The following is a 12,961-nucleotide window of genomic DNA, read 5'->3' as shown; positions in this document are numbered from 1 at the left end:
GTCCTCTCCCATTTTTCATTTAAGCCCAGCGCATGAGATTTTTAATGTCATGCGACATGCTTCTCAAAACTAAGATGCGATTCGGAACCGAAGGCTGTTATTTTTCAGGATAAACATCATGAAAATAGAACTAAACAACAAACTCGCCATAGTCAGCGGCTCGACTGCTGGTATCGGTTTGGCGATTGCGCGTGGCTTGGCGCAAGCGGGGGCAGAAGTCGTGGTGAACGGTCGTAGCCAGGAACGTGTGAATCACGCGCTGGCAGCGATTCTCGACGAATTTCCAGCGGCACGTTTGCGTGGTATTGCGGCGGATCTTGGCACTGTCGAGGGTATTGCCCAATTGACCGCTGCGGTACCTGCTGCGGATATTCTGGTCAATAATCTGGGGATATTCGAAGCCAAGGGATTCTTCGACATTAGTGACGACGAATGGCAACGTTTTTTTGACATCAATGTCATGAGTGCGGTGCGTCTATCGCGCTATTACGCACCGAAAATGGTGACGCAAGGTTGGGGACGTGTACTATTTTTATCGAGCGAATCGGGTTTGCAGATTCCGGTTGAGATGGTGCATTACGGCATGACGAAAACCGCCTTGCTTGCCGTCTCGCGTGGTCTGGCTGAAACGCTGGCTGGCACCGGTGTGACGGTCAATGCAGTATTGCCGGGGCCGACACGTTCAGAAGGTGTCGGTGATTTCTTCCAAGGGCTGGCGAAAGAACAAGGTGTCACGGTGGAGCAATTGGAGAGTGACTTCATCGCGCAGCACAGGCCAAGCTCGCTGATCAAGCGTCTGGCGACCGTGGAAGAAGTGGCGAACATGGTGGTCTACCTGGCATCGCAACAGGCATCTGCCACCACCGGTGCATCTGTGCGTGTCGATGGCGGTGTGGTGCGTTCTATCGCTTGATATAAAAGCAGATTTGGGCTGAAAAGCCCAGCTTTTCACCTATGCATCAAATCGTACCGCTTCCGCTCCTCTGTGCTTGGGCCGCACGACGACAGTTCCAGCGAGCTTGTCGTGCCAGCCCTGTTTTTTCTTATCGAAGCCGACCCAGATCAGACCGAGACAGAATGGGAACGTCGAAACGAAATAACCCAAATACCGAATAACAAACTGCGCAATGCTAGGTGTTCCGCCAGTCTTGGCATCGACGATGGTTGCGCCGATCACCATTTTTCCGGGTGTCGCACTTCTGGCAATCCAAAATGCCATTACTGCGACAGCAGGCAATACGTAGGAAATAATAAAATTCGACGAACTGCTTAGAACGCTAACTGATTCAAAAAAATGTGATGACCCGAGTAAATCCGGTGATCCGAAATAGCCAAAGCCGGATGTTATTTCCTTGCGCCCGAAAATAGCGAGCGATACCGGGACAATGATGAACATCATCAAGACAGTGTCAATCAGGCAGGCCCAGACTCTGGCCCAAAATCCAACGTATTCGAGTTCGGGTGCATCATTCATTTATAGACTCCATGCAGTGTTATCTAATGTAAGTAATTCGTTGTAATCAATTTGAAATTCAAAAAACACCGTCGTCATCCTCGGGAACGCCGGAATGGCAGAGATTTTTTTAAAATTGATTGCGCTGATTTATTTGCCGGGGCAAACAACGTTACTTAGTTCCAAAGTTGCTTGACCCACATATTACTTCTATATCGCCAACATAGAAAATTGAATCTCATCACATTATCGACTGTCGGCATTGCAACGCTAGCTGAGTTGATCCTTGCGTCTTGCGCAAGACGTTAAATTAACGGCGTATCCGATTTCTTCAGGGTGCGTAATACGAAGCTGGACTTGCTGTGTCGAATGCCGGGAATCTTGTAGAGTTTTTCTCTTAACAAGCGTTCGTAATCTTTTGTATCTTGCACGGCAATGCGGATGTAATAGTCGTAGTCGCCAGAGACAAGATAGGCTTCGACAATTTCCGGAATGGTTGCAAGGACACGGCCGAATTCATACAGAGTTTCGTCGGTGTGGCTTTCCAGATTCACCTGAACGATGACTGTGTCTTGATATCCGAGTTGAGCCAGGTCAACCTTGACGGTATAGCCTTGTATCGCCCCCGCTGTTTCCATACGCTTGATGCGATTCCAGCACGAAGTCGTGGATAGTCCGACTTCATGGCCAATGTCTTGCAGGCTCTTGCGTGAATCGTTTAACAGAACGCGCAATATGGCAAGATCATGATTGTCGAAAATTTTTCCTGATTTCTTCTGAATAGTCATTTAATTTTCTGAAAAGTAGTTATATACACTTAAATTATGAAGCATTTTCAATGGTATATGGAATACCATTTAAATATGAAAATCGCTGATAATGAACTAGATCCCAATCGTCCGATGTTGACATCCGACTCACAAACTCCGCTGACCGGCGCACAGGTTCTGCTGCATAACTTGATTGCATGCGGAGTGGATACGATTTTTGGATATCCCGGCGGAGCTGCATTGCCGCTCTATGACGCATTGCATTCGGAACCGCGTCTTCGTCACATTCTTGTGCGTCATGAGCAGGCTGCAGTGCACGCAGCACAGGGTTACGCACGTTCGACAGGCCGTCTCGGTGTGGTCTTTGTCACTTCCGGCCCGGGAATTGCCAACACCACATCTGGTTTGCTCGATGCCTTAAGCGATTCGATTCCAGTGCTTTGCATCAGTGGTCAAGTCGCTTCGACGGTGATCGGCACGAATGCATTTCAGGAATGCGATGCGCTCGGTATTTCCCGTACGGTTACTAAATGGAATGTTCAGATACGCGATGTTAGCGATATTCCAGCGACGATCAGGCACGCCGTGCAGCAGGCGACGATGGGGCGGCCGGGACCGGTGTTGATTGATGTGCCGAAGGATATACAGGGACAGACGTTTACTACGGAGTACACACAAACGACTGCACGACCATCGTTCGCGAATTTAACGAAGGCGAGTTTGCCTCTGGAGCCATCTCTGCGTAAAGCGGCCAGTCTGATCGCCGCTTCGCGCAGACCTGTTGTTTATGGCGGAGGAGGGTTGATCAATTCGGGACGTGAGGCATGTACCAGATTTGCCGAACTGGTACATAAGATGAACGCGCCGTGTACGCTTACTCTGATGGGTTTGGGAGCATTCCCCGCGTCTGATCCTCAGTGGCTCGGCATGTTAGGCATGCACGGCACGTTGGAAGCAAACATGGCCATGCATGAGGCCGATCTCGTCGTTTGCGTGGGCGCACGATTCGATGATCGGGTAACCGGTCGATTGCAAGATTTTTGCCCTAAAGCGCAGATCATTCATATTGATATCGATCCGGCGTCGATCAACAAGGTGGTTAAAGCGGATGTCGGATTAGTCGGCAATTGCGCGGAAGTTCTTGAGGCTCTGCAAGCGCAGCTAGATATGCTGGCGATAGCGCCTGCGCGCACTGCCGACTGGTGGGTGCAAATTGAACAATGGCGCAACGAAGATTCTCTTGGATATAAGAGAGCACACAGCACTGCCGACAGCATCGCTCCTCAGCACTTGATGCAAACACTCGCTGCTCATCTCCACGGTGAAGACGCGATTGTTTCCACTGACGTCGGTCAACATCAAATGTGGGCGGCACAATATCTCCAGTTTGAAGAACCGCGCCGCTGGCTCACTTCTGGCGGTGCGGGCACGATGGGATACGGTTTGCCCGCCGCGATTGGCGCGCAGATTGCGCACCCGGACAAGTTGGTCGTGTGTGTCAGCGGTGACGCTTCTATTCTTATGAATATTCAAGAATTGTCGACAGCGGTCCAGCATCAATGCCCGGTGAAGGTGATCCTTTCCAACAACGGTTGCATGGGGATGGTTAGACAATGGCAGCAACTGCATCACGGTGCGCGTTATAGCCATAGCTATACCGAGGCGTTGCCCGATTTTGTTGCATTGGCCAAAGCCTTTGGTTGGGACGCGCGGCGGGTCGAACTGGCTTCTGAGCTGGATGATGCGATCGACGCATGTTTGTCATCTCCGCGGCCGTTTTTTCTCGACGTGGCGGTCGAGCAGCGTGAAAACTGTTTTCCGATGATAGCTGCCGGATGTGGACATCATGAAATCAGATTGTCAGAAAATAGCTGGTATGACAGTCGGGCGGGCAAGGTCGTGCAGCAGCTTTGAATATGTCAGGAAGATTGCCATTACAGCGACGATGAAAAGGGTAAATTAATTGCCTCAATGCGCCAGACCAGCCAACCGCGTTCCGGCAAAATCGCTGAGATTTGATGGTAATGGGCGTGATCGCATAAGGTAATGCAGCTGGAAATGCTGTCTATCGGAGCCTGCATCATTGTCGCAACGAGGTGCTCTATCGTGCCGCCGTGGCATACGATCAAATAGTTTATATCCGACTCAAGCCGGACATTTTTGGCGAAATCGGAAAGCCATTTCTGCACGCGCGCTCGTTGCGCTAGTGTTGTCTCTTCACCGTATTTTGATAGCGCTGGATTTTTGTATGACCAAAGCTGTAATTGTTTTAATTCCAGATTGCTTTTCAGATTTTGCGGAGAGAAATCCCGTTCGTTTAGCAATGCTGTGTAACGAATGTCAACGCCGAGTTTGCTGGCGATCCGCTCGGCAGTTTCTTGGGCGCGTAGCAAGGTACTGCAGAAAATTTCGACCGGTTCAGCACCGAGAATCCGAGAGAAATCAGCGGCCAGATTCTCAGCTTGCGTCATACCGTTGGCAGACAGGTGATTTTCTGCTTCTTGCAAAGGCACTTGTTCATCCGACCCTAACGCGGACAGCGGCTCCGCGTGCCTGACTAAATATATTTTCACGCGATGTTACTTTCTACGAGCTTATTTAAAGATCCGACTGTAGGGCTCCTTGCTCCCACTTGTGAGAGAAAGGAGCTCTCGCCGGATACGTAGGCAAGTTCCGTTATGCTATCAATGCCCCGGCCCACCACCGCCAGCAACACCAAACGGTGGCCGTGTCAGCCAAACCAATCCGATCAACAATATGAACACAATCGAGATTCCCCAGAATACCTCACTGGTTGCCAGCATCGCGCTTTGTGCTTGTATGACGCTTTGTACCTGAGCGTAAGCCACGTCTGTGGAGCTGCCAAGCTGGGTGAGCTTGCCGACGTAGTTTTGCGTTTCTACGCCGTTGGGCGTGAAGTTTTCTGCCAGGCGCACAGCATGTATTTGCGTGCGGTGGCTCCACAATGTCACGACGATGGCGGTTCCCATACTCCCTGAAAGTGTGCGGAAGAAGTTAGATAGCCCCGATGCCGCTGCCAGTCGTGCCGGTTGAATTCCCGACAAGATGATCTGGTTGATCGGTACGAAGAAACAGGCTACGGCGATACCTTGTACCAGACGCGGCAAATAGATCTGATTGAGCGAAGTGTCGAGTGTAAAGGTCGAAAACCAAAAGGCTGTGATGGCGAATACAACGTAGGCAAAGCTGGCGACCAGTCGCAGATTAAGGCGTTGGATGTTGCGGCCTACAATCGGTGAGAATAGCAACGCGAAAATCCCTACTGGTGAGGTGGCGATACCGGCCCAGGTCGGCGTGTAATTCATCACAGTTTGCAACCAGAGCGGGAACAGCACCGTCATCGCGAAGAAGGACATATAACCCAATGCCATGGCGATCACGCCGTAGCGGAAATTGGCGGTCTTGAACAATGACAGATCGATAATCGGATGTTCGTCAGTCAGTTCCCAAATGATGAAAATCGTCAGTGAAATGACTGATGTGACACATAGCGCAATGATGATGTTGGAATTGAACCAGTCCAGATCGTTGCCGTTATCGAGCAGCAGTTGCAAACTACCGACACCCAACACCATCAGAATCAAACCGACCACATCAATCGGCAACTTTGCGGTCGGCGTCTCACGTTTTTTCAAGATGGTATACGTCACAATGGCAGAGAAAATACCAATCGGCGCATTGATGTAAAAGATCCACGGCCAAGACGAATTGTCAGTAATGTAGCCGCCCAACAGCGGCCCGAAAATTGGCGCAATCACCACAGTCATCGCCCACAATGCCATCGCCATACCGCGCTTCTGTGGCGGATAGTTAGATAGCAGCAGGGTTTGCGACAGCGGTACCATCGGACCGGAAACCAGACCTTGCAAGAAACGGAAAGCGACCAGCATCGGAAAACTGGTGGCCAAACCGCATAGTGCCGAGGCGACAGTAAATAACAGCACCGACCAGATGAAGGTGCGCACTTCGCCGAAACGTTTTGCAATCCAACCGGTCAGCGGTACCACGATCGCAGCTGCAAGGCCGTAGGATGAAATTACCCAGGTGCCTTGATTTGCACTTACCGCGAGATTTCCGGCGATGGTTGGGATCGCGACGTTGGCGATGGAAGTGTCGAGCACTTCCATGAAGGTAGAGAAAGCAACCGCGACAGTGAAGATCGCCAGTACGCCAGCGGGCAGCGGCGCGTTCGCCGGTACCGGGGCTGACGCAGGTGCGTCAGGAGCTGCAGGCGTGCTCATTCGTTTTGCCCTGCGCTTTGGCCCACTGCGTGGGCGATGATTACGTCAGCCTTTGCTTCTGCAATCTTCAATTGCTGATCAAATACCGAGGTGTCGAGAGCCGGGTTGGGTTGCGACACAGACGTGTTGACCTCGCCGTCGCGTTGATGGGTATTGATGGAAACGTCGGTCGACAAGCCCACGCGCAATGGATGCTTTTTCAGTTCGGCTGGATCAAGCGTGATGCGTACCGGGACACGTTGCACGACTTTGATCCAGTTGCCGGTTGCGTTCTGTGGTGGCAACAACGAGAAAGCACCGCCGGAACCGGCAGAAATACTGGCGACTTTGCCGTGATATTCGACGTGGCTGCCGTAGATATCAGTACTTACTTTCACTGGTTGACCAATACGGATGTTGCGCAGTTGCGGTTCTTTGAAATTCGCATCGACCCATACATCCGTGAGCGGCACTACAGCCAGCAAAGAAGCACCAGGTGCTACGCGTTGACCAACCTGCACCGAACGACGCGCAACAAAACCGTCGACCGGTGCAGGGATGTCGTTCCGTTGAACCGCGAGATAAGCCTGCACAAAGGCAGCGCGAGCACGTAGTACGCTAGGTTGCAAACTGAGCGTAGTGCCTTCGGTCGGAACGCGTGCAGCAGCTAATTGTTTCTCCGCCACCGTCAATGCATCTTTGGCAGCAGCGACAGCTTCTTTGGCGTGCACTAACTCTTCCGTGGATAAGGAATCGCTGCCAGCGAGTGGTGTGCGTCGACTCAGATCGCTTTGCGCACGCTGGAGATCGGTCTTGCGCTGGGCTACCACAGCTTGTGACTCATCTACCGAGCGAAATTGTTGACGAATCTGACGCACGGTTTCACCCAGGCGTCCTTCAGCATCAGCCAATGCCACTGTGGCGTCGGCATGATCCAGACTTATTAATGTCTGGCCCGCCTTGACTGGCTGGTTGTCATCGGCACCCAGCGCGGTGACAGTGCCACTTACTTGTGCCGTCACGTACACCATATTGGCGGCGACATACGCATCGTCAGTTTCTTCATGATACTGAGCGTAGAGCAAATAGTAAGCACCATAAGCGATGCCAATGGCCGCGAATACGGCGACGGCGATGCCGATTTTTTTGAAGCGCCCCCCATTGTTGTTGCCGGCTGGCGCCGGGGGAGTTTGTGGTGCAGCTGAAGGTGCAGGTGATGTTGCCATGAGGTGCTCCGTATGCGTAAAGTGAGATTGGCCGGCTTAATGTGCCAACTTATTGTTTAGTTTGTGTTTTTGCATCTGCATCCGCTTTGTCGTAACCGCCGCCCAGCGCCTTGATCAGATCGATTTGCGCCGCCAGCGCTTGTGCATGACGGGTCAATTCCTGATCTTGCAGCGCGACGATGCTGAGTTGATCCCGCAAGACTTCGCGCTTATCGGCAAGACCTGCTTCAACTCGGCGGGAAACGCTTTGCAAATCGTGTTGGCGTGCTTCGGTTTGTCTTTCGAGTGGCTGGCTTTCACGTGCTATTCCGTCGAGTCGAACCACTGCATCGTTGACGTCTGACACCGCACTGAGTACCGCTTGCTCGTACTGTGCAACGGCAAGCGCCGCATCAGCACGATTCATGTTCAGATTGGCACGTATGCGTCCGGCATCGAAAATGGGCAAGTGAATCGCTGGCGTTATACCTTGCTCCCGGCTGCTGGCGCGCAGTAGTTGACCCATGCGCAGACTATTGAGACCGAGGAAAGCACTGATGCTGATATCGGGATAGAACTCGGCCCGTGCCGAATCCACCGCGCTGAGCGATGCCTGTATCCGGTCGCGTGCTGCCGCTACGTCAGGTCGACGCGCCAATAGATCTAAACGCAAATCGGCTGGCAAATCGGCATTGACTTGCGGCAGCGCGACCGCCTTGAGTTGATGCAGATCGTCATTCCCGCCAACCAGTGATTTGAGTTGATAGAGCGTTTGTTCGCGCTGTGTTTCAAGTTGAATCAAGGTTTGGCGCGGTGCCGCGGCATCTGCATGCAGTGCATGCAAATTATCGCCGGGATCAATGCCTGATTTAACGCGGCTCAAACCGAGTTGGATCAATTTGTTACGCTGGCTTTCAATACTTTGCACCATCGTGATATGCGCATTCAGTGCTTGCCACTGGAAATAGGTTTTGGCGATAGCGGCGGATAACGATGCAGCGGCACCGGCAGTCTCAGCCTGCGCTGCTGCAACTTGACCTACAGCCGATTCGAGCGCACTGCGATTGCGGCCCCAGAAGTCGAAGTCATAGCTGAAATGGAAATCCATCATGCCGCTGTTGTCATAAGCGCCGCCAAGTGGGGGCGGGTAGATATAGTTGTCCGTATAGAGTTGGCGCGAGACTGATGCATCGAACGCTAAACTGGCACCGCTGCTGGCGGCGACGCCACTTGCGCTAGCCGTTGCCTGCTGAAAGCGCGCATGCGCAACGGCCATGCTGGGCGACTCTGCTAATGCGCGAGTGATGAGGACATCGAGTTGCGGATCGTTAAACTGTTTCCACCAATTGGCGGCGGGCCATTGCGCAGTGCCGGCTCTGGCGAAATCACCTGCCTGTGGCGGGTTCAATACGGGCGCCGGATCTTTGGCTGGCGGTATCACGCAACCGGCCAGCATGAGGGCTGCAATGAGAGGAAGTAACTTGCCGTATCGCATGTGATATCTAACGAGATAGTTCATTTTGTAATTAATTCCTTGAGAAAAAACGTGAGGCCGGCTGTTGCGGTCATCACGCTAATGCTTCGAGTTTCTGATTGAGTTTAACCAGTAAGGCTACTAAAGTCGCTTTTTCTTCTTCGTTAAAGACGCTGAATAGCGCATCCACATCTTTACGTAGCGCCGGCACGACAGTTTGCAACAAGGCGATACCTTCGTCCGTTAACGACAAATCAACACGACGCCGGTCTTCCAGGTTGGTGACACGTTTCATCAAACCTTTGTTGGTCAGATCATCGCAAATGCGCGTCATATTGGCGCGAGTCTCGCCATTACGCACGCACAGATCCGATGGATTTGCGAGATTATTGTGCGTGCTGTGAAGTTGCATCATGACGAAATATCCGACGCTGGAGAGACCATACGGCGCAAGACGAAGGTTGAGCAGATCCAGCATCAAACCGTTGTTGTGTTTGATCAGAATATTAATCCGAACGTCACCAAGTCCGATTCCACTCGCCTTTTGATGAGCGATCTCTACGAGGTTTTCAATTTCAGATTGCTGCATGCGTTTTTTACTGTTCATTTTTAAATAGTACCAAAATGAACTATTCCGAGCAATATTATTTTACTGCGGAGAGCGGCTGTTGCTTTTGTGCCTGAGGTGCAAGGGAAAAGGCAGTAGCGACGGAGGTTCAATGAAGATTACTATTATTTTTTCGCCAATGCCAAATGCCTCGTGTGAGAAATCACTACAGGTGTAAAGCCAGGTTTCATGCAAGTCTTCAGCGATTTTAAGCAATGTTTCATTACTTTGAAGTGCAAGAAAATATTAAAATCAGGCGCATGCGGTTGAGGAAAAATATAACTATTTGTCGATCTTCGTAAATGCAATGATTTATCGAAATTGATTGTTGACAGAATTACTTCGGTTGACGTCAGCGTTGACCATTTCAGTGCAATAGCAATATTGCCCTGCCAAGTCTGTATTTCAAAAATCCCCCTGCAAACTTTAGGCAGTTAAGCAATAACGATGCGTTTTTGCCTATAAATTAATGGCATAACAAAGACAGAATTATTCATTTTCACTTATTTCAACGGGGTTGCATACTAAGTCATATACAACGCTAAGAATGTAGCGCGCGGCGATATGGAGATAGGCTAAAGGGCGATAAAAAATGTCGGCAATCCCAGAAATCGCAGTCAGAAATGGCGACGCAGCTAATAAAAGATTCAGCATCAAATTCGACGGCACTTTTGAAAATTAGGAATAGATAGATGGTAACGAGACAAGATTGTATTACTTTGGATGAGCGCGATGGACTTGCAGAGTATCGCCATAAATTTACTTTGCCGGAAGGCGAGATATACCTGGATGGTAATTCGCTGGGCGCGATGCCAAGTCATCTGCCAGCGCGGATTCAGGAAGTCGTCGTCAAGGAATGGGGAAATGGTCTGATCCGCTCATGGAATGATGCAGGCTGGATTCATGTGCCAAAACGTATTTCTGCCAAAGTGGCACGGTTGATTGGGGCAAATGCCGATGAAGTGACGGTAGCCGATTCGACTTCGGTCAATTTATACAAAGCGCTGGCCACTGCGGCACGCCTTAATCCAGATCGCAAAGTGATACTGACGGAACTGGATAACTTCCCAACGGATTTGTATATTGCGCAAGGCATCGCAGAACTGTTCGGCCTTGAAATTCGTTATGTTGAATCAACCCCAGAAGCGGTGTTGGCAGCATTGGACGACAGCATTTGCCTGACCATGCTGACCCATGTCAATTACCGCACCGGGGCGATTTATCCGATGGCGGAAATTACCGCAAAAGCACATCAAGTCGGCGCGTTAATCGTGTGGGATCTGGCGCACAGTGCAGGTGCGGTGGAAGTTGATCTGAATGCTGCCGAGGTCGATCTGGCGGTCGGTTGCGGTTACAAATATTTGAATGGCGGTCCCGGTGCGCCATCCTTTATTTATGTCGCCAAGCGTCATCATCAGCAAATGCGTCAACCGTTGTCCGGTTGGCACGGTCATGCAAAGCCTTTTGAATTCGTCCTGGATTATCAACCGGCCGATGGCATGGATCGGATGCAATGCGGTACGCCTCCACTGATTTCCATGCTGGGTCTGGATGCTGCTCTGGATGTATTTGACGGTGTTGACATGCATGATTTGCGTATCAAAAGCATGGCGTTGTGCGATTTATTTATCAAGCTGGTCGATGAAAAATTGTCAGAGTACGATTTCGGATTAGCTTCGCCGCGCGACAGCGCTGTGCGCGGTAGTCAGGTTTCGCTGACGCATAAACAAGGCTACGCGATTGTGCAGGCATTGATCGCTCGTGGTATCACCGGCGATTTCCGTATGCCGAATATCTTGCGCTTCGGCTTCACCCCTTTATATGTGCGCTATGTCGATGTCTACGACACGGTTCAGGCAATTGCCGAAATCATGGTCAAAGACGAATGGAACCAAGCACAGTTCCTGACTAAAAAAGCGGTGACCTAACCCAACAATGATGCGAGCAATGCTAAAAAGCCTTGCTCGTTTTTTACATCTGCTGCAGTTCGTGAGCATGGTGAGCAGGACTTTGTTTGTTTTTCGACCGTAGCGCACATGGCTAACGTCGCAGATGAGTTAATGATTAAAGGGTGTGACTTGAGGGAGTAAGCGTTTTAAAAACAGCCACGATTCGGCGTCATCAGCGAACTGGCAAATAAAAATCCATAAAGAGGAGACAAAATGAAAATCAAGGGAGTGATGTTAGTTGGATTGTTGTTGGCGGGTGCGCAGGTGCATGCTGATGATGGTCTGACGATTTCCGGTTGGGTGGATGTGAACGTGGAGCGGTTAGGCTCAGCCAACGGGGACTCCGTTGGCATGTCTAGTGGAGGGTTGAATTCCTCGCGGTTGGTGTTCAGCGATTCGGAAAATCTGGGTGCTGGCTGGAAAGCCTTCTTTACTTATGAAATGCAGTTTGCCGCTAACACGGGTGCCGGGCCGACACCACGTCAATCGTTTGTCGGCGCCACCGGTCCTTACGGAACACTATCTTTAGGACGGCAAAATACACCGTCATATTGGGTTGCAGGATATGCCGATCCAAGCTGGTCGGCTGACTTCAGTATGGTCAGCAATATGGAATTTTTCTATGCGCCATATCGCGAAAGTAATTCCATTAACTACAACACGCCGCGCATCGGCGGCTTCCAGGGACGCTTCATGTATTCGACTGGCGCCAATGATGGCACCAGAAACGGTCGCTATCTGAGCACCGGCGTGGATTATCGTAACGGTCCTTTGTACGCAGGTATTGTCAGTGATTTGACCAACACCAAGAATTTATATTCAAGCGACATTCCGACCTCACGCGATAATTATTTCGTAGCGACCTACAGCTTCGGCAATTTGGAACCGACCTTTATCTATCACACCTATAACGGCTATTACGCTTACCCGCCGTACACCGCTTTTCAGAGCAAGGGCTGGGATGTACAAATTGGCGCGCGTTACAACCTGAGTGATCGCCACAGTTTCTTTGCCAGCTATGTTCGCCGCAAGGATGACTACAACGTCTCATTATCCGATGCCAATGGTGGCGTGGTTGGCTATGACTATCATTTTTCCAAGCGTACCGATATGTACTTCAACTACGCACGTATCCTCGCCAAGAACCAAACGGCGATTCAGTATCCAGTGACGTTCTCTAGCTATCCGACACCAACCAGCGGCGTGCAGATAGGCTTGCGACACGGTTTCTGATCACAAATAAATGCAAGCAACAAATCGGT

The 12,961-nt window shown here is 50.9% G+C and carries 11 protein-coding genes; 4 read left to right on the top strand and 7 right to left on the bottom strand.

The window, feature by feature from the left end:
- Positions 1 to 118 precede the first annotated feature (118 nt).
- Positions 119 to 913, top strand: coding sequence for an SDR family NAD(P)-dependent oxidoreductase (locus tag GEV47_RS09230; RefSeq protein ID WP_153234470.1), 795 nt, complete (start codon positions 119 to 121; stop codon positions 911 to 913).
- A 39-nt stretch (positions 914 to 952) separates the two neighbouring features.
- On the opposite strand, the gene GEV47_RS09225 is transcribed toward GEV47_RS09230, so the two are convergent.
- Together GEV47_RS09225 and GEV47_RS09220 are read right to left on the bottom strand one after the other, a co-directional pair.
- Positions 953 to 1,474: an RDD family protein gene (locus GEV47_RS09225; RefSeq protein WP_153234469.1), complete on the bottom strand. Its 522-nt coding sequence runs from the start codon at positions 1,472 to 1,474 to the stop codon at positions 953 to 955.
- Between the two features lie 284 nt (positions 1,475 to 1,758).
- Positions 1,759 to 2,241, bottom strand: a complete 483-nt coding sequence (locus GEV47_RS09220) for an Lrp/AsnC family transcriptional regulator (protein ID WP_153234468.1) — start codon at positions 2,239 to 2,241, stop codon at positions 1,759 to 1,761.
- Between the two features lie 75 nt (positions 2,242 to 2,316).
- Between GEV47_RS09220 and ilvB the strand changes: the two genes are divergently transcribed.
- A complete protein-coding gene (ilvB, locus tag GEV47_RS09215; protein ID WP_153234467.1) occupies positions 2,317 to 4,137 on the top strand; it encodes a biosynthetic-type acetolactate synthase large subunit in 1,821 nt (606 codons plus the stop codon).
- Between the two features lie 20 nt (positions 4,138 to 4,157).
- Here the strand turns inward: ilvB and GEV47_RS09210 are convergent, their stop codons facing one another.
- From GEV47_RS09210 to GEV47_RS09190, 5 genes are all read right to left on the bottom strand, one after another.
- Complete coding sequence (locus GEV47_RS09210) at positions 4,158 to 4,796, bottom strand: histidine phosphatase family protein (protein WP_153234466.1); 639 nt, start codon at positions 4,794 to 4,796, stop codon at positions 4,158 to 4,160.
- 111 nt (positions 4,797 to 4,907) lie between these two features.
- Positions 4,908 to 6,485, bottom strand: coding sequence for a DHA2 family efflux MFS transporter permease subunit (locus tag GEV47_RS09205; protein ID WP_153234465.1), 1,578 nt, complete (start codon positions 6,483 to 6,485; stop codon positions 4,908 to 4,910).
- Positions 6,482 to 7,690: an HlyD family secretion protein gene (locus tag GEV47_RS09200; RefSeq protein ID WP_153234464.1), complete on the bottom strand. Its 1,209-nt coding sequence runs from the start codon at positions 7,688 to 7,690 to the stop codon at positions 6,482 to 6,484. The genes GEV47_RS09205 and GEV47_RS09200 overlap by 4 nt, the downstream gene beginning before the upstream one ends.
- Positions 7,691 to 7,739: 49 nt before the next feature.
- Entirely contained in the window at positions 7,740 to 9,188 is a 1,449-nt protein-coding gene (locus GEV47_RS09195; protein WP_153234463.1) for an efflux transporter outer membrane subunit, read from the bottom strand.
- 49 nt (positions 9,189 to 9,237) lie between these two features.
- On the bottom strand, positions 9,238 to 9,750 hold the full coding sequence (locus GEV47_RS09190) for a MarR family winged helix-turn-helix transcriptional regulator (RefSeq protein WP_153234462.1): 513 nt from the start codon (positions 9,748 to 9,750) through the stop codon (positions 9,238 to 9,240).
- A gap of 692 nt (positions 9,751 to 10,442) precedes the next feature.
- Between GEV47_RS09190 and kynU the strand changes: the two genes are divergently transcribed.
- Together kynU and GEV47_RS09180 are read left to right on the top strand one after the other, a co-directional pair.
- Positions 10,443 to 11,678 carry a kynureninase gene (gene kynU, locus GEV47_RS09185; protein ID WP_153234461.1) on the top strand — a complete coding sequence of 412 codons (1,236 nt, stop codon included), beginning with the start codon at positions 10,443 to 10,445 and terminating at the stop codon, positions 11,676 to 11,678.
- Between the two features lie 234 nt (positions 11,679 to 11,912).
- A complete protein-coding gene (locus GEV47_RS09180; RefSeq protein WP_153234460.1) occupies positions 11,913 to 12,932 on the top strand; it encodes a porin in 1,020 nt (339 codons plus the stop codon).
- Positions 12,933 to 12,961: the final 29 nt, after the last annotated feature.

Origin of the sequence: Glaciimonas soli, from assembly GCF_009497155.1 — a bacterium.
Classification (GTDB): Bacteria; Pseudomonadota; Gammaproteobacteria; order Burkholderiales; family Burkholderiaceae_D; genus Glaciimonas; species Glaciimonas soli.
Note: the sequence above shows the minus strand (reverse complement) of the source record. Positions and strands in the feature narration are given on the sequence as shown.